The 21,735-nt window shown below is 72.5% G+C and carries 17 protein-coding genes; 6 read left to right on the top strand and 11 right to left on the bottom strand.

Annotation, left to right across the window (positions count from 1 at the left end; translation table 11 throughout):
- Positions 1-8 precede the first annotated feature (8 nt).
- The 3 genes from ACIBAI_RS21655 to ACIBAI_RS21645 form a co-directional block, all read right to left on the bottom strand.
- A complete protein-coding gene (locus ACIBAI_RS21655) occupies positions 9-2,309 on the bottom strand; it encodes a HelD family protein (RefSeq protein WP_399036494.1) in 2,301 nt (766 codons plus the stop codon).
- Positions 2,310-2,458: 149 nt separating this feature from the next.
- Complete coding sequence (locus ACIBAI_RS21650) at positions 2,459-2,791, bottom strand: thioredoxin family protein (RefSeq protein ID WP_399036476.1); 333 nt, start codon at positions 2,789-2,791, stop codon at positions 2,459-2,461.
- Entirely contained in the window at positions 2,788-4,479 is a 1,692-nt protein-coding gene (locus tag ACIBAI_RS21645) for a cation:dicarboxylate symporter family transporter (protein WP_399036474.1), read from the bottom strand. Before ACIBAI_RS21645 ends, ACIBAI_RS21650 begins: the two co-directional genes overlap by 4 nt.
- Before the next feature lie 181 nt (positions 4,480-4,660).
- Here ACIBAI_RS21645 and ACIBAI_RS21640 point away from each other — a divergent pair, with 181 nt between their 5' ends.
- Both ACIBAI_RS21640 and ACIBAI_RS21635 read left to right on the top strand, forming a co-directional pair.
- Positions 4,661-6,337 carry an ATP-binding protein gene (locus ACIBAI_RS21640; protein WP_399036473.1) on the top strand — a complete coding sequence of 559 codons (1,677 nt, stop codon included), beginning with the start codon at positions 4,661-4,663 and terminating at the stop codon, positions 6,335-6,337.
- Positions 6,334-7,026, top strand: coding sequence for a response regulator (locus ACIBAI_RS21635; RefSeq protein WP_399036472.1), 693 nt, complete (start codon positions 6,334-6,336; stop codon positions 7,024-7,026). The genes ACIBAI_RS21640 and ACIBAI_RS21635 overlap by 4 nt, the downstream gene beginning before the upstream one ends.
- A 100-nt stretch (positions 7,027-7,126) precedes the next feature.
- On the opposite strand, the gene ACIBAI_RS21630 is transcribed toward ACIBAI_RS21635, so the two are convergent.
- Positions 7,127-8,152: an ATP-dependent 6-phosphofructokinase gene (locus ACIBAI_RS21630; RefSeq protein ID WP_344603499.1), complete on the bottom strand. Its 1,026-nt coding sequence runs from the start codon at positions 8,150-8,152 to the stop codon at positions 7,127-7,129.
- 282 nt (positions 8,153-8,434) lie between these two features.
- Between ACIBAI_RS21630 and pta the strand changes: the two genes are divergently transcribed.
- From pta to pyk, 3 genes are all read left to right on the top strand, one after another.
- On the top strand, positions 8,435-10,528 hold the full coding sequence (pta, locus tag ACIBAI_RS21625) for a phosphate acetyltransferase (RefSeq protein WP_399036471.1): 2,094 nt from the start codon (positions 8,435-8,437) through the stop codon (positions 10,526-10,528).
- Positions 10,525-11,790 carry an acetate kinase gene (locus ACIBAI_RS21620; RefSeq protein WP_399036468.1) on the top strand — a complete coding sequence of 422 codons (1,266 nt, stop codon included), beginning with the start codon at positions 10,525-10,527 and terminating at the stop codon, positions 11,788-11,790. Before pta ends, ACIBAI_RS21620 begins: the two co-directional genes overlap by 4 nt.
- A gap of 82 nt (positions 11,791-11,872) precedes the next feature.
- Positions 11,873-13,306 carry a pyruvate kinase gene (gene pyk, locus ACIBAI_RS21615; RefSeq protein ID WP_399036466.1) on the top strand — a complete coding sequence of 478 codons (1,434 nt, stop codon included), beginning with the start codon at positions 11,873-11,875 and terminating at the stop codon, positions 13,304-13,306.
- 130 nt (positions 13,307-13,436) lie between these two features.
- Here pyk and ACIBAI_RS21610 read toward each other — a convergent pair whose 3' ends face one another.
- From ACIBAI_RS21610 to ACIBAI_RS21595, 4 genes are all read right to left on the bottom strand, one after another.
- Complete coding sequence (locus ACIBAI_RS21610; RefSeq protein WP_399036465.1) at positions 13,437-14,996, bottom strand: hypothetical protein; 1,560 nt, start codon at positions 14,994-14,996, stop codon at positions 13,437-13,439.
- A complete protein-coding gene (locus tag ACIBAI_RS21605; RefSeq protein WP_399036463.1) occupies positions 14,986-15,540 on the bottom strand; it encodes a DUF6114 domain-containing protein in 555 nt (184 codons plus the stop codon). The genes ACIBAI_RS21610 and ACIBAI_RS21605 overlap by 11 nt, the downstream gene beginning before the upstream one ends.
- Positions 15,541-15,671: 131 nt before the next feature.
- Positions 15,672-16,325: a DUF6230 family protein gene (locus ACIBAI_RS21600; protein ID WP_399036462.1), complete on the bottom strand. Its 654-nt coding sequence runs from the start codon at positions 16,323-16,325 to the stop codon at positions 15,672-15,674.
- 647 nt (positions 16,326-16,972) lie between these two features.
- Positions 16,973-17,944, bottom strand: a complete 972-nt coding sequence (locus tag ACIBAI_RS21595) for a tetratricopeptide repeat protein (RefSeq protein WP_399036459.1) — start codon at positions 17,942-17,944, stop codon at positions 16,973-16,975.
- 369 nt (positions 17,945-18,313) lie between these two features.
- On the opposite strand from ACIBAI_RS21595, the gene ACIBAI_RS21590 reads away from it, so the two are divergent.
- Positions 18,314-18,931 carry a TetR/AcrR family transcriptional regulator gene (locus tag ACIBAI_RS21590; protein WP_399036458.1) on the top strand — a complete coding sequence of 206 codons (618 nt, stop codon included), beginning with the start codon at positions 18,314-18,316 and terminating at the stop codon, positions 18,929-18,931.
- A gap of 56 nt (positions 18,932-18,987) precedes the next feature.
- Here ACIBAI_RS21590 and ACIBAI_RS21585 read toward each other — a convergent pair whose 3' ends face one another.
- The 3 genes from ACIBAI_RS21585 to ACIBAI_RS21575 form a co-directional block, all read right to left on the bottom strand.
- The gene (locus ACIBAI_RS21585) at positions 18,988-20,688 is read right to left on the bottom strand and encodes a methylmalonyl-CoA mutase (protein ID WP_399036456.1); all 1,701 of its coding nucleotides are present in this window, start codon (positions 20,686-20,688) and stop codon (positions 18,988-18,990) included.
- Positions 20,689-20,768: 80 nt separating this feature from the next.
- Positions 20,769-21,107 carry a DUF3817 domain-containing protein gene (locus ACIBAI_RS21580; RefSeq protein WP_399036454.1) on the bottom strand — a complete coding sequence of 113 codons (339 nt, stop codon included), beginning with the start codon at positions 21,105-21,107 and terminating at the stop codon, positions 20,769-20,771.
- A 55-nt stretch (positions 21,108-21,162) separates the two neighbouring features.
- On the bottom strand, positions 21,163-21,672 hold the full coding sequence (locus tag ACIBAI_RS21575; protein ID WP_344603521.1) for a MarR family transcriptional regulator: 510 nt from the start codon (positions 21,670-21,672) through the stop codon (positions 21,163-21,165).
- Positions 21,673-21,735: the final 63 nt, after the last annotated feature.

Raw genomic sequence — 21,735 nt, 5'->3', positions numbered from 1 at the left:
GGGCTCCGCTACCTCCCGGTCCCGGAGCCGCCCGCGAAGGCGCCCGCCAGCGCCTTCGGCAGGTCGCCGGTGTGCAGCACGCCCAGCCGCTGGGTGGCCCGCGTCAGCGCGACGTACAGGTCGCTGGTGCCGTACCGGCCGGGTTCGACGACCAGGACGGAGTCGAACTCCAGGCCCTTGGCCTGGCGCGGGTCCAGCAGGACGACCGTGCGGGTCAGGTCCGGCTCCGCACCCGCCGTCACGCCGTCCAGCCGGGCCGCCAGCCGCCGGTGGAGGTCGCGCGGCGCGATCACCGCGAGCCGTCCCTCGGCGGGGGTCAGCTCCTCCACGGCCTCGGCGACGGCCCCCGGAAGGTCGTCGGTGGCGCGGGCCCAGGGCCGTACGCCCGCCGAGCGCACGGAGCTCGGCGGTTCGAAGTCCGGGTGCTCGGCACGGACCACGGCCGCCGCCACCTCCATGATCTCGGCGGGGGTGCGGTAGTTGACGCCGAGGCGGGTGTGCTCCCAGCGGTCCTCGACATAGGGTTCGAGGATCTTCGCCCAGGAGCCGACGCCGGCCGCCTCGGCCGTCTGCGCGGGATCGCCGACCAGGGTCATCGAGCGGGTCGGGCAGCGCCGCATGAGCAGCCGCCACGCCATCGGCGACAGCTCCTGCGCCTCGTCGACGATGATGTGCCCGAACGCCCAGGTGCGGTCGGCCGCCGCGCGCTCGGCGGCGCTGCGGTGGTCCTCCTCCTCCTGGCGCTCGGCGAACCGCTCGGCGTCGATGATGTCGTGCGCGGACAGCACCTCCGACGCCTCGGGGTCGTCCTCCTCCTTGTCCTCGAACTCGTACGTCCGGGACGCGTACGACACGTCCAGCACGCCCTGGGCGTAGGCGATCCGCTCCCGCCGTTCCCGTTCCGCGCGCTCGCGCGCCACCCGGTCGTCCTCGCCGAGGAGTTCGGCCGCCTCGTCGAGCAGGGGCACGTCCGCCACGGTCCACCGCCGGGTCACCGGGCGGCGGACGGCGTCCGCGTCCTCGGCGGGGAGGAAGCCCTCGGGGGCGGCGAGGAAGTCCGCCACCAGCTGCTGCGGGGTGAGTCTCGGCCACAGCTGGTCGATGGCGGCCCAGACCTCGGGGTTCTCGGCGAGCTCGTCGCGGATCTGGGTGAGGTCGCTCGCGTCGAGCAGGCTGGAGCCGTCGTAGGGGTCGGTGCCGATGCGTTCGGCGTACAGGTCGGTGAGCGTGTTGAGGATGTGGCCCTCGAAGTGCTCGCGCGCGAGGTTGTGCGGCAGCTTCGCGGCGCGGGCGCGCTCGCGGGCCACGCGCACCAGGCCGTCGTCCAGCATGAGGATCTCGCGGTCGTGCTCGATCGCGATGACCGGGTCGGGCAGCGCCTGCCGGCTGCGGACGACCTCGGCGAGCACGTCGGCCATCTCCGCGCGGCCCTTCACGGCGGCGGCCTCGGGGGTGTCGGCGGCCGTCGCCCTCACGCCGGGGAACAGCTCCCCGACGGTCGCCAGCAGCACGCCCGTCTCGCCCAGGGAGGGCAGCACCTCGCCGATGTAGCCGAGGAACGCCGGGTTCGGGCCGACGATGAGGACGGCCCGCTTGGCGAGCAGTTCCCGGTGCTCGTAGAGGAGGTAGGCGGCGCGGTGCAGCGCGACGGCCGTCTTGCCGGTGCCGGGGCCGCCCTCGACGACCAGCACGCCGCGGTGCGGGGCGCGGATGATGCGGTCCTGGTCGGCCTGGATGGTCCGCACGATGTCGCCCATGCGGCCGGTGCGCGCGGAGTTCAGCGCGGCGAGCAGCACCGCGTCGCCGGTGGGGTCCTCGTGGCCGGTGCGGGTCGCGTCGCCGAGGTCGAGGATCTCGTCGTGCAGGGCGGTGACCCGGCGGCCCTCGGTGGAGATGTGGCGGCGGCGCCTCAGCCCCAGCGGGGTGTGGCCGGTGGCCAGGTAGAAGGGGCGGGCGACCTCGGCCCGCCAGTCGATCAGGATCGGGGTGTGCTCGGCGTCGTCGGCGCGCAGCCCGATGCGGCCGATGTGGTGGCTGGCGCCCGAGGCGAGGTCGATGCGGCCGAAGCACAGGGAGCCGTCCACCGCGTTCAGCGCGGCGAGCAGCCCCGAGCGCTCGGCGACCAGGATGTCCCGTTCCAGCCGGGCCTGCATGGGCGTGTGGCCCTGGGCGAGCGCGTCCGTGACGCCGGCCTCGGTGTCGCCGCGCAGCGCGTCCACGCGCGCGTACAGCTCGTCGATGAATTCCTGCTCCTGCCGGAATTCATCGTCCGGAAATTCGGTGTTTGACAATTCCGCTCCCGCCCGGATATACTATGCGTACTGAACTTCTCCGCGCCGCGGCCGACTTCTCGGCCGACTCGAAGTCGCGAATCAATGAGAATACGCAAGGAAATCCCCCGGGCGCAATTTCCGGGGGATTTCTTCGTGTCCGGGCGCCCTGATCCGGCGAGGCCCCGCTACAGCGCCTCGGCCACCTCCTCCAGCAGCCTGCGCTTGGGCCGCGCCCCCACCATCGACCTCACCGGCTCCCCGTCCCGGAACACCATGAACGTCGGCATCGACAGCACCCGGTAGGCGTTGGTGGTCGCCGGGTTGCGGTCCACGTCCAGCCGGACCACCTTCAGGCGTTCGCCCTCCTCGGCCGCGAGGGCGCTCAGCACCGGCGCCATCTGGCGGCACGGCGGGCACCAGTCGGCGGTGAACTCCACCAGTACCGGCAGCCGGGAGCCGATCACCTCCGCCGCGAAGTCCGCGTCGGTCACCTCCGCCACGCCCTCAGCCCTGCTCACAGCTTCCGCCCTCCCAGTTCGCACTCCGGTTCCGGACCTCCCAAAACCGTCGCCCCGGCCGCCAGTTCGGCCTTCGTCAGCTGCGCCGCGACCTTGTCCCGCGCGGCCTTCAGCTCCTCGATCAACCCGTCCAGTTCCGCCAGCTTGCGCCGGTAGACCGCGAGCGAGGCCGGGCACGAGTCGCCCTGCGGGTGCCCGGCCCGCAGGCACTCCACGAAGGGCCGCGTCTCCTCCAGGCCGAACCCGACGTCCTGCAGCGCCCTGATCTGCCGCAGCAGCCTCAGATCGGACTCGTCGTACCTGCGGTGCCCGTTCTCGCCGCCCCGCTCCGGCGCCTCGGCCGGGGTCTCGCCGCCGTGGCCGCCGTGGCCGTCGTCCAGGAGGGTCTTCTCGTCGAAGGGGATCCGGCCGGCGAGGACCTGCTCGACCCGCGCCTTGTCGATCTCCTTCGTCCAGGTGCCGATCAGGACGGTGGCGACGGCGTTGCCCGCGAAGTTGGTCAGGGCGCGGGCCTCGCTCATGAAGCGGTCGATGCCGACGATCAGGCCGATGCCGTCCACCAGGGCCGGCTTGTGCGACTGCAGACCGCCGGCCAGGGTCGCCAGGCCCGCGCCGGTGACGCCGGCGGCGCCCTTGGAGGCGACCAACAGGAAGAGCAGCAGCGGGATCTGCTCGCCGACCGACATCGGCGTGCCCATGGCGTCGGCGATGAACAGCGAGGCCATGGTCATGTAGATCATGGTGCCGTCGAGGTTGAAGGAGTAGCCGGTCGGGACGGTGATGCCGACCACCGGCTTGCTGACGCCCAGGTGCTCCATCTTCGCGATCAGCCGCGGCAGCGCGGACTCGGAGGAGGAGGTGGACAGGATCAGCAGGAACTCGCGGCCCAGGTACTTGAAGAGCGAGAAGGCGTTCACGCCGGAGACGACCCGCAGCAGCGCGCCGAGCACGATGAAGACGAAGAGCACGCAGGTGACGTAGAAGCCGAGCATCAGCACGGCGAGGCTCTTGAGCGCGTCCACGCCGGCCGAGCCGGTGACGGCGGCGATCGCGCCGAAGGCGCCGATCGGGGCGGCCCACATCACCATCGCCAGGATGCGGAAGACGAGGCGCTGGATGTGCTCGATGCCGCGCAGGACCGGCTGTCCGGCCGGGCCCATGGCCTGCAGCGCGAAGCCGGCGAGCAGGGCGATCAGCAGGGTCTGCAGGACCTCGCCCTCGGTGAAGGCGGAGACGATCGTGGTCGGGATGATGCCGAGCAGGAACTCGGTGGTGTCCTTGGCCTCCGCGTCGACCTGCGCGTGGCCCGTCTCGCGCACGGCGTCGGTGACCGCCAGGCCCGTGCCGGGCTCCAGGACGTTGCCGACGACCAGGCCGATGGCGAGCGCGACCAGCGACATCACCAGGAAGTAGACCAGGGCGATGCCGCCGACGGCCCCGACCTTGGCGGCTTTGCGCACCGAGCCGATGCCCAGCACGATCGTGCAGAAGATGATCGGCGAGATCATCATCTTGATCAGGTTCACGAAGCCGGTGCCGATCGGCTTCAGCCCGACCGCGAGGTCGGGCGCGGCCAGCCCGACGGCGATACCGAGGGCGACCGCGACGATCACCGCGATGTAGAGATAGTGCGTGCGGTCCCGTCTGGCACGGGGTGCGGCAGGTGCCGTATCGGCTGCGCTGGTCACGGCGGCCCTCCTTGACGACGTCGTCGGCATCACCGGCGTGCGGCTCACGTCCGGGGGTGTCCGGGAGCGGGTGCTCCCGGGGGATGCGGTTCGGGGAATGCGGTGACTATCTCCCGTCCTGTGAGCGCGGTCACCCTTCCGTTCATTTAGTTCACAATCAGCCACGAGGCAGACTGACGACATGCGCATCCCGATCCCGCGCCCCCGCAGTCTGGCGGGCCAGCTCTTCGCCATGCAGGCCGTTCTGATAGCGGTCGTCGTGGCCGGGTACGCGCTGTTCACCTACCTCAGCGACCGCAGCCAGGCCGAGGAGGCCGCGGGCCGGCAGGCCGTGGCGGTGGCCCGCGCGGTCGCCGACTCGCCCTCCGTGCGGGAGGCGATCCGCACCCCGGACCCGACCGCCGAGCTCCAGCCGTACGCGCTGCGCGTGATGCGGGACACCGACGTGGACTTCGTCACGATCATGAGTCCGCGGGGCATCCGCTGGACCCACCCCGACCGGGAACGGATCGGCGGGCGCTTCCTGGGCCACACCGAGGAGGCCCTGCGCGGCCGGACCTTCACCGAGACCTACACCGGCACGCTCGGCCCCTCGGTCCGCGCGGTCACCCCGGTCCTGGACGGGGAGCGGATCGTCGGCCTGGTCAGCGCGGGCATCCGGGTCGAGGCGATCACCGAGCGGGTGCGGAGCCAGGTCGCCGCGCTGACCGGCGTCGCGGCGGGCGCGCTCGCGCTGGGCGCGGTCGGCACGTACGTCGTCAACGCCCGGCTGCGCCGCCACACCCACGGCATGAACGCGGCCGAGCTGAGCCGGATGCACGACTACCACCAGGCCGCGCTGCACGCGGTGCGCGAGGGGCTGCTGATGCTGGACGGGCAGTACCGGGTGGCGCTGATCAACGACGGGGGGCGGGAACTGCTGGGGGTGTCCGGCGACGTGGTGGGCCGGTCGGTCGCCGAGCTCGGCCTGCCGGGGCCGCTGACCGGGGCGCTGCTGTCGGCCCGGCCTCGGGTGGACGAGGTCCACCTCACGGCGGACCGCGTCCTGGCGGTGAACATCTCGCCGGTCTCCGGCGGCGAGCGCCGCGGCACGGTCGTGACCCTGCGCGACGTGACCGAGCTGCAGTCCCTGATGGGCGAGCTGGACTCGGAGCGCGGCTTCACCCAGGCGCTGCGCTCCCAGGCCCACGAGGCGGCGAACCGCCTGCACACGGTGGTCTCGCTGATCGAGCTGGGCCGCGCCGAGGAGGCGGTGGAGTTCGCGACGGCGGAGCTGGAGCTGGCGCAGGCGCTGACCGACCAGGTGGTGGCGGCGGTGAGCGAGCCGGTGCTGGCCGCGCTGCTGCTCGGCAAGACGGCCCAGGCCAACGAGCGGGGCGTGGAGCTGGAGGTGTCCGGGGACAGCCGCCTGGACGACGGGCTGCTGCCCGAGGCGCTGCCCGCGCGGGACCTGGTGACGATCCTGGGCAACCTGATCGACAACGCGGTGGACGCGGCGCAGGGCAGCGTCCGGGCGCGGGTGACGGTGACGGCGTACACCGAAGACACCGAAGACACCGAGGCGGGCGCGGAACTGGTGCTGCGCGTGTCGGACACGGGCGACGGCGTCGACCCCGCGCACGCCGAGGCGGTCTTCCGGCGCGGCTTCTCCACCAAGCCGGCGGGCCCGGGCGGCCGGGGCCTGGGCCTCGCGCTGGCGCGCCAGGCGGTGCACCGGCACGCGGGGACGCTGACGGTGACGCGGGCCGACGAGGGCGGGGCGGTGTTCGAGGCGCGGTTGCCGCTGCGGGCCGGGGGCGGGTCCGCGGCGGCGGGGCGGCCCCGGCCGGAGGGCGCGGTTCGCGGAGGCGGCGGATGACGGCCGAGCAGCCCATCCGCGTCCTGGTCGTGGAGGACGACCCCGTGGCCGCCGACGCGCATGTGATGTACGTCGGCCGGGTGCCGGGCTTCACCGCCGTCGGCACCGCCCGTACGGGCGCGGAGGCGCGGCGCGTGCTCGACCGCACGGCGGTGGACCTGCTGCTGCTGGACCTGCACCTGCCGGACGTGCACGGGCTGCAGCTGGCGCGCTCGCTGCGGGCGGCCGGGCATCACGCGGACGTCATAGCGGTGACGTCGGCGCGGGACCTGGCGGTGGTGCGGGAGGGCGTGTCGCTGGGGGTCGTGCAGTACGTCCTGAAGCCGTTCACGTTCGCGACGCTGCGGGACCGGCTGGTGCGGTACGCGGAGTTCCGCGGGGCCGCGGGCGAGGCGAGCGGCCAGGACGAGGTGGACCGGGCGCTGGCGGCCCTGCGCGCGCCGGGACCGGCCGCGCTGCCGAAGGGCCTGAGCGCGCCGACGCTGGAACGGGTCACGGGCGCGCTGCGGGAGGCGGAGGAGGGCCTGACGGCGGCCGGTGTCGCGGAGGCCGTGGGCATCTCCCGGATCACGGCCCGGCGGTATCTGGAACACCTGGTGGACGCGGGCCGGGCGGGGCGGAACCCGCTGTACGGGCAGGTGGGGAGGCCGGAGCTGGTGTACCGGTGGGTGCGGGCGCCGTCCCGCTGAGCGGCGCGGTCCCCGCGGGCCGGCCCGGGAGTCCGGGGACCGGCCCGCACGTCCTGGAGCAGCGGCCCGCGGGACCGGCCCGCGGGCCCGGAGGGCAGGCCTAGAAGACCGACTCCGTCTCGTCCATGCGGTTCTCGGGCACCGTCTTCAGCTCGGTGACGGCCTCCGCGAGCGGCACCATCACGATGTCCGTGCCGCGCAGCGCCGTCATGTGCCCGAACTCGCCGCGGTGCGCGGCCTCCACCGCGTGCCAGCCGAAGCGGGTGGCGAGCACCCGGTCGTACGCGGTCGGCGTGCCGCCGCGCTGGACGTGACCGAGGATGACCGGCCTGGCCTCCTTGCCGAGCCGCCGCTCCAGCTCGCGGGCGAGGGCGGTGCCGATGCCCTGGAAGCGCTCGTGGCCGTACTGGTCGATCTCGCCGTGGCCGTAGTCCATGGTGCCGTCGGCGGGGTGGGCGCCCTCGGCGACGCAGATCACCGCGAACTTCTTGCCGCGGGCGAAGCGCTCCTCGACCATCTTGACCAGGTTGGCCGGGTCGAAGGGACGCTCGGGCAGGCAGATGCCGTGCGCACCGGCCGCCATGCCGGACTCCAGGGCGATCCAGCCCGCGTGCCGCCCCATGACCTCGACGACCATCACCCGCTGATGGGACTCGGCCGTGGTCTTCAGGCGGTCCATCGCCTCCGTGGCGACGCCGACCGCCGTGTCGAAGCCGAAGGTGCGGTCCGTGGAGGAGATGTCGTTGTCGATCGTCTTCGGCACGCCCACCACCGGCAGCCCGGCGTCCGACAGCATGCGCGCCGCCGTCAGCGTGCCCTCGCCGCCTATCGGGATGAGGGCGTCGATGCCGAACTCGTGGATCATGTCGGAGGCGTTCTCGCAGGCCTCGCGCAGCCGGTCGCGCTCCAGCCGGGAGGAGCCGAGGATGGTGCCGCCGCGGGCCAGGATGCCGCTGACGGCGTTCAGGTCGAGGGGGCGGTAGCGGCCGTCCAGCAGGCCCGCGTAGCCGTCCTCGAAACCGATGACCTCGTCGCCGTAGTTGTCGACCGCTCGGTGCACGACCGACCGGATCACTGCGTTCAGGCCGGGGCAGTCGCCGCCTGCGGTGAGAACTCCGATACGCATCGTGCTGTGTCTCCTGCTCGCTGTGGATACCGGTGAGCCAGTGTCGATTCTGTCACGTCCCCGGGCCCGTCGCCGCCCCGACACCAATGGCCGCCTTATCCATCGGCGGAGGTATTGTCAAGAGGGTTCTGCTCACCCCGGTGGGCGATTTCCGTGACCCGGAGGGGGACTTCACCGGCCCCGGCCAGGGCACGCGAGAACCGGCCGCGCCGGCCGGAACACCCCGTACAGCCCGCCGGGCCCGCCGCCGGCCGGCCCCGACAGACGGAACGGAGAGCACGCGTGACGCGCAGCGTGTACGTGACCGGTATCGACCGCGGCGACGGCCGCCAGGTCGTCGAACTGGGGGTCATGGAACTCCTGACCCGGCAGGTCGACCGGGTCGGTGTCTTCCGTCCCCTCGTCCACGACGGGCCCGACCGTCTCTTCGAGCTGCTGCGCGCCCGCTACCGGCTCGCCCAGGACCCGGCGACGGTCTACGGCATGGACTACCACGAGGCGTCCGCCCTCCAGGCCGAGCAGGGCACGGACGAGCTGGTGTCCGCCCTGGTCGGCCGGTTCCGCCTGGTCGCCCGCGACTACGACGTCGTCCTGGTCCTCGGCACCGACTTCGCCGGCACCCAGCTGCCGGACGAGCTCTCCCTCAACGCCCGGCTCGCCAACGAGTTCGGCGCCTCCGTGATCCCGGTGGTGGGCGGCCGCGGGCAGAGCGCCGAGTCGGTGCTCGCCGAGACCCGCAACGCCTTCCGCGCCTACGACGGGCTGGGCTGCGACGTCCTCGCCATGGTCGCCAACCGGGTCGCCCGCGAGGACCGGGACGAGATCGCCGGGCAGCTCGCCGGCCGGCTCCCCGTCCCCTGCTACGTGCTGCCGGACGAGCCCGCGCTGTCCGCCCCGACCGTCGCCCAGGTCGTGCACGCCCTCGGCGCCAAGGTGGTGCTCGGCGACGACTCCGGGCTCGCCCGGGACGTGCTCGGCTTCGTCTTCGGCGGCGCCATGCTGCCGAACTTCCTGGGCGCCCTGACCCCGGGCTGCCTGGTCGTCACCCCCGGTGACCGGGCCGACCTGGTCGTCGGCTCGCTCGCCGCGCACAGCGCCGGCACCCCGCCGATAGCCGGTGTGCTGCTCACCCTGGGCGAGGTGCCGGGGGACGACATCCTGACCCTCGCCGCCCGCCTCGCCCCCGGCACCCCGGTGATCTCGGTGCCCGGCAACAGCTTCCCGACCGCCGAGCAGCTGTTCTCCCTGGAGGGCAAGCTGAACGCGGCCACCCCGCGCAAGGCGGAGACCGCGCTCGGCCTGTTCGAGCGGTACACCGACACCGCCGCCCTCGCCCGGCGCGTCTCGGCGCCCAGCAGCGACCGGGTCACGCCGATGATGTTCGAGCACAAGCTGCTGGAGCGGGCCCGCGCCGACCGGCGCCGCATCGTGCTGCCGGAGGGCACCGAGGAGCGCGTGCTGCACGCGGCCGAGGTGCTGCTGCGCCGCGGGGTGTGCGACCTGACCCTGCTCGGCCCCGCCGACCTGATCCGCAAGAAGGCCGCCGACCTCGGCGTCGACCTGGCGGGCTCCGAGCTGATCGACCCGGCCACCAGCGAGCTGCGCGACTCCTTCGCCGAGAAGTACGCGGCCCTGCGCGCCCACAAGGGCGTCACCGTCGAGCTGGCCTACGACGTCGTCTCCGACGTGAACTACTTCGGCACCCTGATGGTGCAGGAGGGCCTCGCCGACGGCATGGTGTCGGGGTCCGTGCACTCGACGGCCGCGACCATCCGCCCCGCCTTCGAGATCATCAAGACCAGGCCGGACTCCTCGATCGTCTCGTCCGTGTTCTTCATGTGCCTGGCGGACAAGGTCCTCGTCTACGGCGACTGCGCCGTGAACCCCGACCCGGACGCCGAGCAGCTCGCCGACATCGCCATCCAGTCGGCGGCCACCGCCGCGCAGTTCGGGGTCGAGCCGCGGATCGCGATGCTGTCGTACTCGACGGGCACGTCCGGCTCCGGCGCCGACGTCGACAAGGTGCGCGAGGCGACCGGCATCGCCCGCTCCCGGCGCCCCGACCTGAAGATCGAGGGGCCGATCCAGTACGACGCCGCCGTCGAGCCCTCCGTCGCGGCGACCAAGCTGCCGGACTCCGAGGTCGCCGGCCAGGCCAGCGTGCTGGTCTTCCCCGACCTCAACACCGGCAACAACACCTACAAGGCCGTGCAGCGCTCGGCCGGCGCGATCGCCGTCGGCCCGGTGCTGCAGGGCCTGCGCAAGCCCGTCAACGACCTGTCCCGGGGCGCCCTCGTCCAGGACATCGTCAACACCGTCGCCATCACCGCGATCCAGGCCCAGCAGTCCCCCAGCGAGAAGGCAGCCGCCCAGTGAGCCCTCACCCGTCGCCCGCCGTCCCGTCCGACGAGCCGCGCCCGGACTCCCTCGCCCCCCGCGTCCTCGTGCTCAACTCCGGCTCCTCGTCGGTGAAGTACCAGCTGCTCGACATGCGCGACCGCAGCCGGCTGGCCGTGGGCCTGGTCGAGCGGATCGGCGAGGAGACCTCCCGGCTGAGGCACACCCCGCTCGGCGGCCGGAGCCGGGAGTGGACGGGCCCCGTCGCCGACCACGAGGCCGCGCTGAAGGCCGTCGCGGAGGAGCTGGCCAGGGACGGGCTGGGACTGGACTCGCCCGAGCTGGCCGCGATCGGGCACCGGGTGGTGCACGGCGGCAAGCGGTTCACCGAGCCCACCGTGATCGACGACGCCGTGCTCGCCGAGATCGAGCGGCTGATCCCGGTCGCGCCGCTGCACAACCCGGCCAACCTGACCGGCATCCGCACCGCCCGGGCGCTGCGGCCCGACCTGCCGCAGGTCGCCGTCTTCGACACCGCCTTCCACACGACGATGCCGGAGGCGGCCGCCCGCTACGCCATCGACGTCGAGACCGCCGACCGGCACCGCATCCGGCGCTACGGCTTCCACGGCACCTCGCACGCCTACGTCTCCCGGGCGACGGCGAAGCTGCTCGGCAAGGCGCCGGAGGAGGTCAACGTCATCGTGCTGCACCTCGGCAACGGGGCGTCCGCCTCCGCCGTGCGGGCGGGCCGGTGCGTGGACACCTCCATGGGGCTGACGCCCTTGGAAGGGCTTGTGATGGGTACGCGCTCGGGAGACATGGACCCGGCCGTCATCTTCCATTTGATGCGCGTTGGTGGAATGTCCGCCGACGAGATCGACACTCTTCTCAACAAGAGGAGCGGCCTGATCGGCCTGTGCGGCGACAACGACATGCGGGAGATCCGGCGGCGTATCGACGAAGGGGACGAACGGGCCCGGCTGGCCTTCGACATCTACATTCACCGCCTGAAGAAGTACATAGGCGCCTATTACGCGGTGCTCGGCCGGGTGGACGCCCTCGCGTTCACCGCGGGGGTCGGCGAGAACGCGGCGCCGGTGCGGGAGGCCGCCGTGGCGGGCCTGGAGGGACTGGGCCTGGCGGTGGACCCCGAGCTCAACGCCGTGCGCGGCGACGAGCCGCGGATCGTCTCGCCCGCGCATGCGCGGGTGGCGGTCGCCGTGGTACCGACGGATGAGGAACTGGAGATCGCTGCGCAGACCTATGCACTGGTCGGAAAGAGGAACGGAAAGGCGTGACTCGCCTGAGCGTGAAGCCGCCCATTTGTATCTTCCGCCAGCCGGAATATTCCGTAGCGAAACAAACCGATAGGATCGTCCCATGCGCCGTTCGAAAATCGTCTGTACTCTCGGCCCCGCGGTCGACTCCCACGAGCAGCTCGTAGCGCTGATCGAAGCCGGCATGAACGTGGCCCGCTTCAACTTCAGCCACGGCACGCACGCCGAGCACCAGGGCCGGTACGACCGGCTCCGGGCCGCCGCCAAGGAGACCGGCCGGGCCGTCGGTGTCCTCGCCGACCTGCAGGGCCCGAAGATCCGCCTGGAGACCTTCGCCGAGGGCCCGGTCGAGCTGGTGCGCGGTGACGAGTTCACCATCACCACCGAGGACGTCCCGGGCGACAAGACGATCTGCGGCACCACCTACAAGGGCCTGCCCGGCGACGTGTCCAAGGGCGACCAGGTCCTCATCAACGACGGCAACGTCGAGCTGAAGGTCACCGAGGTCGACGGCCCCCGGGTGAAGACGATCGTCATCGAGGGCGGCGTCGTCTCCGACCACAAGGGCATCAACCTGCCCGGCGCGGCCGTGAACGTCCCGGCGCTGTCCGAGAAGGACGTCGAGGACCTGCGGTTCGCCCTGCGCATGGGCTGCGACCTGGTCGCCCTGTCCTTCGTCCGCGACGCCAAGGACATCCAGGACGTCCACCGCGTCATGGACGAGGAGGGCCGCCGCGTCCCGGTCATCGCCAAGGTGGAGAAGCCGCAGGCGGTGGAGAACATGGAGGACGTCGTGCTGGCGTTCGACGGCGTCATGGTCGCCCGCGGCGACCTGGCCGTCGAGTACCCGCTCGAGAAGGTCCCCATGGTGCAGAAGCGCCTGATCGAGCTGTGCCGGCGCAACGCCAAGCCGGTGATCGTCGCGACCCAGATGATGGAGTCGATGATCACCAACTCCCGGCCGACCCGCGCCGAGGCCTCCGATGTGGCCAACGCGATCCTGGACGGCGCCGACGCGGTCATGCTGTCGGCCGAGTCGAGCGTGGGCGCGTTCCCGATCGAGACCGTCAAGACGATGTCGAAGATCGTCCGGGCGGCCGAGCAGGAGCTGCTCTCCAAGGGCCTGCAGCCGCTGGTGCCGGGCAAGAAGCCGCGCACGCAGGGCGGTTCGGTGGCCCGCGCGGCCTGCGAGATCGCGGACTTCCTCGGCGGCAAGGGCCTGGTGGCCTTCACCCAGTCCGGTGACACCGCGCGCCGGCTGTGCCGCTACCGCGCCGCCCAGCCGATCATCGCGTTCACCACGGACGAGTCCACCCGCAACCAGATGACGCTGAGCTGGGGCGTGGAGCCGTACGTCGTGCCGTTCGTGAACAGCACCGACGAGATGGTCGACCTGGTCGACCAGGAGATGGTCAAGATGGGCCGCTTCAACGAGGGCGACGTCGTGGTGATCACGGCCGGCTCGCCGCCCGGCGTCCCCGGCACCACCAACATGGTCCGCGTCCACCACCTGGGCGAGGGCAGCACCCGCCACTGAGCCGCCGCCGGCACCCGTACGGCGCCGCGGGCGCACCCCTGCCGGCCAATCGGCCAGGGGGCGCCCGCGGCCGTGCGGCTCCCGAGCGGGCTTCGGGCGCGCGCGCCGGCGGATCACCGGCTGCGGCGCGTCACCCGGTGTTGTACACGTGCATCCCGGGGATGTGCAGGGTGCCGCCGAACTGCGCGGCCTGCGTGACCCTCACGTCGGTGAAGTAGATCAGCGGGATGTTCAGCGGCGGCGGGTTCTCCGGGCTGAACGTGATCGGGATCAGGCCGAACAGGTTGCCGGAGATGCTCTCCGTGTACATCACGGTGTCGCCGTCGCGGATCGTCGACGTCGAGCCCTCGGCCCCCTGCACGTGGTAGGTGATCCCGGACTGCTCGTCCTTCACCAGCTGGTGCAGGTCGCCGATGTCGGTGCCGCCGGATATGACGTACTTCAGGACCTTCTTGCGCGTCCCGCCCGCCGTCTGCACCTCGACGACGCCCTGGTAGTCCGCGTCCCTGAGCAGCAGCGAGCTGGCCTCCAGGTACCACGGGGCGTCCGCCACGGGGATCGGGTTGTCGACACCGCCCTGCGCGTCGGTGGCGACCGGGCAGTCCTCCGGGTCGGTGGTGGGGCTCGCCGAAGGGCCGGGCGTGGCCGTGGCCTCCGCGGCGGTCCTGCCGACGGCCTCCTCGACCGCCTCCTCCACCGCCTCCAGCGCCTTCGCGGTGTCCTCGGCCGCTTCCTCGACCTCCTTCGCGGTGCCCTCGGTCCCCTTGCCGGCGGACTTCCCGGCGGCGTCCCGGTCCGCGCCGGCGACCTCGCCGGGGTTCTTCCCGGCGGGGTCGGAGGGCGGCGCGTCCCGGTCCGCGCCGGCGCCGTCCTCGGTCGCCGGGGCCGACGGCGCGGGGCTCGCGCCCGGCGCGGGGCTCGCGCCCGGCACGGGGCTCGCGCCCGGCACGGGGCTCGCGCCCGGCACGGGGCTCGCGCCCGGCGAGGGCGACGCGGTGCCGCCCCGGCCGCCGGTGAGGATGCCCGTGATCGTGTCGCCGATGTCCTCCAGCAGGTTCCCGTCGCCCGCCGGCGCCGACGGGGCGGGCGCCGCCGTGCCGCCAGACCCGGTGGAGGTGCCCGCCGGGGCCGGCGGAGCCGGAGCGGACCCGGCCTCGTCGTCGGAACCTGAATCCGACGAAGAGGCCTTGCCGTCCGGGGCGCCCGGAGAGCCCGAGGAACCGGCCGAACCGGAAGGACCGGCGGAGCCGCCCACGCCCGAAGAGCCCGAAGGGCCTGGGGACCCCGAGGGCTCCGCCGTGGCCGAGGGGCCCGCCGTGGCCGTGGCCGAGGGCGACGGCGTCGCGTCGCCCGTCGCCTCGTCCGCCCCGTCGCTCGCGGAGGCCGACGGGGAGGGCGTGGCCGAGGCGCTCCCGCTCGCCTCCGGGGCCAGCGCCGCGACGCACTTCTCGTACTCGTCGGCCGTCAGCGTCCTCGACGGCGACGGCGTGTTGTTGTCGGCGACGGCGAGGGAGGCCGTGAAGCCCATTCCCATGAGGACCGCCGTCGGCATCGCGGCCATGGCCATCGCCCTGCCGGCGGGCATGTGGAACCTGGTGAACAGCGGCTTCCTGGGTGCCGCGTGGCGCGGCCCGGTTCTCGCACGGGGCGTCTCCGCGTCAGCCCCGTGCGTCACCTCGTCAGTCGGCACTGTGCCTCCCGTTCGCCCCGTTGGCCGGGCTCGTTCCTGACAGATCGTTCGGCTCGCCCGCCCCGTTCCCGGTGCTCCCGACAGCGCCGTGCGCGCCCCCCGCGCCGTCCGTGCCCTCGACGCCGTCCTTCGCCGGTTCCGGCGCGGGTGCCTCGCCCGGCGCCCACGACACGGCCATCGCGCCGCCGATGAGCGCGAGCAGGAAGCCGATGACGAAGCCGCCGAAGTTGGACACCGGGAGGGACACCAGCCCGAGCAGGATCGCCGCGACGCCCGCGAAGACCCGGATGTGCTTCTGGAACCACAGGCTGACGCCCAGGACGACCAGCAGCACGCCGATCACCAGGGAGCTGGCGCCCGCGGTGGTGGACATCGCCAGCGTCAGGTGGCCGATCTGGAGGTGGGCGTACGGGAAGTACATGATCGGGAAGCCACCGAGCATGACGAACAGGCCGGCCCAGAACGGCCGCGTGCCCCGCCAGGCGCGGAACTGCAGCCTCCGGCGAGTGAACTGGCCGGATACGGCAGGAGTCTCGGCGCTCATGGAAAAACAGCTCCCTGGTGCGGCGTTGCTGTGGTGAGGGTGTGTGAGGTGGATGTGGGGGGTGTGTGCGCAGGCGGGCGAAGAGGGGACGGGCGGGGGCGCCTCAGGCTCCCCCGCCCGTCATCGAGTGCCTAGTAGCACTCGTGCACGCCCTTCTTCAGCGACATCTTCAGGCCCGGGAGCTTGAAGGTTCCGGCGGTGGTCGCCCACGCCGTCTGCTTCACGTCCGTCAGCCGGGCCGTCTCCGCCTGCTGGGCGAAACCGAACGGGTTCGCCTGCTTGTTCTGGACCTCCCCGGCCTTCATGCCGGGGCCGCGGCTGATGTCCTTGCCGGCCACGCCGATGTCGATGTTGCCGAACTCGGCGTCCGCGCCGAGGTCCTCGACGTCGATGTACAGGTTCTTGGCTCTGACCTGCCGGTCCGGGTTCGAGCTGTCACCCGCCGTCAGCTGCAGGCTGACGGACCCGAGCACCGGGATGCCCGGAGTGACGACGGACTGGCACATCCTCTCGATCCGGGCGGTCTCGAACACCGAGACCGCCACGGGGTGCTTCACCTCGTCGCCGGTGAGGGTGTACCCCTGGTCGATCGCCCCGTACTGCGAGAAACCGGTGCCGTTGAGCTCCTTCGCCGTGACCTTGAACGACTGGCCCGACACGCTGAACGACGCGGCGAGAGCGCCCTGCGCCAGGGCGACGCCTATCGCGGCCGTGGCGGCCACACTGGGCACCATCACGACGGCGAACCGCTTCCATCTGGTCCCGCCACGCACCTGGGACTCCATATTTCCTCCTTCTCGGACGTACATCTCCTGGCCCCGACGCGCCCCCGGACGGCGGCTCGGCCGGGCAGGGATGGGAGAAGTGCTACGTCCTCGGGAAGGAGAGCGCCCGCGCTCGGCGGCGCTGGACAGCGCCCGAATCACCGGCGATCACCCCCGAGCGACAACCACTGGTCGCGCCTGACACGCATCACGCACAACCTTGCTGGACAGGCTTCGCCGAAGGGCGAAGACCCCCCTGTCCGAGAGCCGGCGTCACTGCCGCCCGCTCTGCTCGGTGGGGACCCAGAAAGCCCCGTGACCCGACCGGCTGCCGGGGGACGGGAATGGACCGAGCGTGGCCGATCGTGGTGCATTCTCGGCGCACGCACAAGGGGGTTCGTTACTCACTGGTAACGGACGGATGACCGAACGCCGACCCTCGGGTCCCGACCGGCGACGCTGGGTGTCAGCCGAGGGCGGAACAAAACCATCACTCAACGGACAGAACCCGACAGGCCGGAACCCTCGACTTACTCGCAGTAACAGCGGCCGCGATTGCCAAGATTTGGCAAAGCGCGGCCGCGTCCACCGTCTGCCGGCAGGTGTTTCACTCGGGTCTCAGCGGTCCGCCCCGTACGGGAACGGCAGGAACCGGGCCGTCGCCCCGCTCAGAACAGCGCCCGGGCGAGCGCCCGGCGCGCCGCGATCACCCGCGGGTCCTCGGCGCCGACCACCTCGAACAGCTCCAGCAGCCGCATCCGCGCGGCGTCCCGGTCGTCGCCCGCGGTGCGCCGCACCGTCTCGATGAGCCGCCCGAACGCGTCCTCGACGTGTCCGCCCACCAGGTCCAGGTCGGCGGCGGCGATCTGCGCCGTCACGTCGGCCGGCTTCTCGGCCGCCTCCTTGCGCACCCGCTGCGGGTCCAGGCCCTGCACCCGCTGCAGCAACTCGGCCTGGGCCAGGCCCAGTTTGGCCTCGGGGTGCGCGGGGTCCTCGGCGAGCACGTTCTTGTAGGCCTGGATCGCGCCGCCGAGGTCGCCGGCGTCCAGCGCCTGCGCGGCGGCGTTGAGGGCGGCGTCGTACGGGCCGGCCGGCTGGGCGGGGGCCTGGCCGCCGGGCTCGGCCTCCGGGTCGACGGTGAGGCCGGTCAGGCCGAAGCGCTGCTCGGCGACCGCCACCAGCTGGTCCAGCGTCTGCCGGATCTGCGCCTCGCCGGCGGCGCCCTGGAAGAGCGGCAGCGCCTGGCCGGCGACGACCGCGAACACGGCCGGGATCCCCTGGACGCCGAACTGCTGCATCAGCATCTGGTTGGCGTCGACGTCGATCTTGGCGAGGAGGAAGCGCCCGTTGTACTCGACGGCGAGCCGCTCCAGGACGGGGCTCAGCTGCTTGCAGGGCTGGCACCACTCGGCCCAGAAGTCGATGACGACCGGGACCTCGGTGGACCGCTGCAGGACGTCGCGCTCGAAGGTGGCCTCGCTGACGTCGATGACGAGATCGGCCGGGGAGACGGCTCCCGGCCCGCCGCCCTGCCGGGCCGCTTCGGCGCGCGCCTGCTCCGCCTTCGCCTTGGCCTCCTGGGCCGCCTTCACCGCGGCGAGGTCGACGACTCCGCTCATGGACATGTTCCGTGGCTGCATGCGCCTATCCTCCCCCGTTCCGCGCGCGCATGTGAAAAGCGGTGTGAAAGCCGGTCCGTTCCGGTGGCGCCGGCCGGGTCCGGGCGTGTGACGAGCCGGGCCCCGGTGGTCGGGCGGGGCCGGCCCGTGCGGTCGAGCCGGATCGCGCCCGCGGTGTCACGGCCGGGCGGTCCCGTCTCGGTCGGCGCCGGGTCCCCACCCCGCGCCCGTGGTCGTCGCTCGCGTGCGCCGCGCGCGTACGTCGGTCACGTACGCCGCCGCCCCGCTTTCGCTACGAGTCGTAGCGTAATCCGGGGGCGGTCTTCCGGAACACCACTTTCCGGTGATCTCCCTCACGGCCGCACGGAAACCGCCGGTTATGGTCGGGGGATGCAGCGCCGCACCACCGCCGGCCGCGCCGGGCGTCCCCGCAGTGCCGCCGCGGACGCGGCGATCCTGGCCGCGACCCGGGCGGCCCTGGTCGAGCTGGGCTGGTCCGGGCTCACGCTGTCGGACGTGGCGGCGCGCGCCGGGGTGGCGAAGACCACCCTCTACCGCCGCTGGTCGGGCAAGAACGAGCTGGTGGTCGACGCGGTGGCGGAGCTCTTCGACGAGCTCCGGCTGCCCGACCGGGGCTCGCTGGCCGCCGACATCGAGGGCGTGGTCCTCCAGTTCGCCGCGATCCTGGCCCGCCCGGAGGCCGGCAGCGGGCTGATGGGGGTGGTGGCGGAGTCGACGCGGGACGACGCCCTGCGGGAGCGCATCCGCGCCTCGATCGTCCGCCGTCAGAAACGCCTCGTCCTGGCGGGCCGGGCCCGCGCCGAGCAGCGCGGCGAGCTGCCCCCGCAGGCGGACCCGGAGGCGGCGGCCCGCACGGTGGACCTGATCTTCGACATGGTCGCGGGCGCGGTGGTGCACCGCACCCTGGTGAGCGCGGAACCCGCCGACGAGGCGTGGGTGCGCGACTTCACCAGGGTGCTTCTCGGAGGGCTGACGGCCGCCGGGTAACGGCGCCGGGCCCGGAACCGGCCGGTCCCGGGCCCGGGACCGGCCGGGTGGCGGTGTCAGAACCCGGCGGGCTCGGTGTAGACGCCCCACTCGTCGCGCAGCGCCCCGCAGATCTCGCCGAGCGTCGCCTCGGCCCGCACGGCCCGCAGCATCGGCTCGATCATGTTGGCGTCGGACCGGGCGGCGGCGACCATCGCGTCCAGGGCGGACCGTACGGCCGTCTCGTCCCGTGCGGCCCTGCGCTCGCGCAGCAGCCGGACCTGCTCGCGCTCCACCTCGTGGCTGACCCGCAGGATCTCCAGGTCTCCGGTGACGGACCCGGTGTGGACGTTGACGCCCACCACCTTCTTGTCGCCCTTCTCCAGCGCCTGCTGGTACCGGAAGGCGGACTCGGCGATCTCGCCGGTGAACCAGCCGTCCTCGATGCCCCGCAGGATCCCGGAGGTCATCGGCCCGATCGGGTGCCGTCCGTCCGGGTGGGCCCTGAGCCCGCGCTCCTTGATCTGCTCGAAGATCTTCTCGGCGTCGGCCTCGATCCGGTCGGTGAGCTGCTCGACGTACCACGAACCGCCCAGCGGGTCCGCCACGTTGGCGACGCCGGTCTCCTCCATCAGCACCTGCTGGGTCCGCAGGGCGATCTCCGCCGCCTGCTCGGAGGGCAGCGCGAGGGTCTCGTCCAGGGCGTTGGTGTGCAGGGAGTTGGTCCCGCCGAGCACGGCGGCGAGCGCCTCCACGGCGGTGCGCACGACGTTGTTGTACGGCTGCTGGGCGGTGAGCGAGACACCGGCGGTCTGCGTGTGGAAGCGCAGCCACTGCGCCTTCTCGCTCCTCGCCCCGTACACGTCCCGCATCCAGCGGGCCCAGATCCGCCGGGCCGCGCGGAACTTGGCGATCTCCTCGAAGAAGTCGACGTGGGCGTCGAAGAAGAAGGACAGGCCGGGCGCGAACACGTCCACGTCCAGGCCGCGGCTGAGCCCCAGCTCCACGTACCCGAAGCCGTCCGCCAGCGTGTACGCCAGCTCCTGCGCGGCCGTCGCGCCGGCCTCGCGGATGTGGTACCCGGAGACGGACAGCGGCTTGTAGGCCGGGATGCCGGCGCTGGTGTACTCCATCAGGTCGCCGATCAGCCGCAGATGGGGCTCGGGCTGGAAGAGCCACTCCTTCTGCGCGATGTACTCCTTGAAGATGTCGGTCTGCAGCGTGCCGTTGAGCGCCGCCGGATCGACGCCCTGCCGCTCGGCGGCGACGAGGTACATGCAGAAGACGGGCACGGCCGGCCCGCTGATCGTCATGGAGGTGGTGACGTCCCCGAGCGGGATGTCCCGGAACAGGACGTCCATGTCGGCCGCCGAGTCGATCGCCACCCCGCAGTGCCCGACCTCGCCGAGCGAGCGCGGGTCGTCGGAGTCGCGCCCCATGAGCGTCGGCATGTCGAAGGCGACGGAGAGCCCTCCGCCGCCCGCGGCCAGGATCATCTTGTAGCGCTCGTTGGTCTGCTCGGCGTTCCCGAACCCGGCGAACTGCCGGATGGTCCACGTGCGCCCCCGGTAGCCGGTCGGGTACAGCCCGCGCGTGAAGGGGAACTCCCCCGGCCAGCCGATCCGCTCGAACCCCTCGTACCGGTCCCCGGGCCGGGGCCCGTACACCGGCTCCACCGGATCACCGGAGAGCGTGGTGAAGTCCGCGTCGCGCTTGCGCGCCGCGTCGTACCGGGCCTGCCACCGCCGGCGGCCCTCCTCTATGGCGTCAGCGTCCATGCCTTCGAATTTACTAGGACGTCCTAGTAATTGTCGATGGCGCAGCGCCGTACGGGTGCCCGTACGGCGCTGCGGGCCGCTTACGCCTTCGCGACCGCGGGCGCGTCCTCGGCGACCCTCGCCTGAAGCTCGTGGCTGATCCGGCGCTCCACGAAGAAGGCGGCCGTCGGGATCGTCCCGGCCAGCAGCACCCACAGCTGCTTGCCGACCGGCCACTTCGCCTTGGAGCCCAGGTCGAAGGCGAAGACCAGGTAGAGGACGTACAGCCAGCCGTGCGCGATGCCGACGATCCGCGTGAAGCCGTCCGCGCCGTCGAGGTCCAGGACGTACTTGCCGATCACGCCCAGGGTCAGCAGGACCAGCAGGACGCCGGTGACGTAGGCCATGACGCGGTAGCGGGTCAGCACGCTCTTTTTCATGCCCACGAGCCTAACCACCTGCTTGCGTGATCTTCGGGCGGGTCCGGTCCCGCCGTCAGTCCTCCTCGAAGTCCCCCGCCGCCAGCCGCAGCGGGCGGAGCATGGCGAAGATCTCCGCGCATTCCTCGGCGTCGTAGCAGCCGAGGCCGAAGTCCATGGCCATCAGGTCGCGGGTGGCCGCCTCGACGACCTCGCGGCCCTTGTCGGTGATGGTGGCGAGCGTGCCGCGCCCGTCGTTGGGGTTGGGGCGCTTGGCCACCAGGCCCGACCGCACCAGGCGGTCGACCGTGTTCGTCACCGAGGTGGGATGGACCATGAGCCGCTCGCCGATCTTGGACATCGGCAGTTCGCCGGACTTGGAGAAGGTGAGCAGCACCAGCGCCTCGTAGCGCGCGAACGTCAGTCCGTACGGCTTGACCACCGCGTCGACCTCGGCGAGCAGGATCTGCTGCGCCCGCATGATGGAGGTGATCGCCGCCATGGACGGCACGCTTCCCCAGCGCTGCTTCCACAGTTCGTCGGCGCGGGCGATGGGATCGAAGGAGAGACTGAGGGGCTTCGGCACGCCCCCGACCTTACCGACTGGTCATATGCCGGTCAGCCCTGTCTCGCCTTTCGGTCCCGCCCC

Source organism: Streptomyces sp. NPDC051041 (assembly GCF_044456065.1).
Taxonomy (GTDB): Bacteria; Actinomycetota; Actinomycetes; order Streptomycetales; family Streptomycetaceae; genus Streptomyces; species Streptomyces glaucus.
This window is presented reverse-complemented; position numbering and strand designations above follow the sequence as displayed.

What these genes read in the sequence shown, in the direction of transcription:
- ACIBAI_RS21640 (WP_399036473.1), top strand. Translation starts at nt 4,661, where the DNA reads ATGCGCATCCCGATCCCGCGCCCCCGCAGTCTGGCGGGCCAGCTCTTC.
- ACIBAI_RS21635 (WP_399036472.1), top strand. Translation starts at nt 6,334, where the DNA reads ATGACGGCCGAGCAGCCCATCCGCGTCCTGGTCGTGGAGGACGACCCC.
- ACIBAI_RS21630 (WP_344603499.1), bottom strand. Translation starts at nt 8,152, where the DNA reads ATGCGTATCGGAGTTCTCACCGCAGGCGGCGACTGCCCCGGCCTGAAC.
- pyk (WP_399036466.1), top strand. Translation starts at nt 11,873, where the DNA reads ATGCGCCGTTCGAAAATCGTCTGTACTCTCGGCCCCGCGGTCGACTCC.
- ACIBAI_RS21605 (WP_399036463.1), bottom strand. Translation starts at nt 15,540, where the DNA reads ATGAGCGCCGAGACTCCTGCCGTATCCGGCCAGTTCACTCGCCGGAGG.
- ACIBAI_RS21600 (WP_399036462.1), bottom strand. Translation starts at nt 16,325, where the DNA reads ATGGAGTCCCAGGTGCGTGGCGGGACCAGATGGAAGCGGTTCGCCGTC.
- ACIBAI_RS21595 (WP_399036459.1), bottom strand. Translation starts at nt 17,944, where the DNA reads ATGCAGCCACGGAACATGTCCATGAGCGGAGTCGTCGACCTCGCCGCG.
- ACIBAI_RS21590 (WP_399036458.1), top strand. Translation starts at nt 18,314, where the DNA reads ATGCAGCGCCGCACCACCGCCGGCCGCGCCGGGCGTCCCCGCAGTGCC.
- ACIBAI_RS21585 (WP_399036456.1), bottom strand. Translation starts at nt 20,688, where the DNA reads ATGGACGCTGACGCCATAGAGGAGGGCCGCCGGCGGTGGCAGGCCCGG.
- ACIBAI_RS21580 (WP_399036454.1), bottom strand. Translation starts at nt 21,107, where the DNA reads ATGAAAAAGAGCGTGCTGACCCGCTACCGCGTCATGGCCTACGTCACC.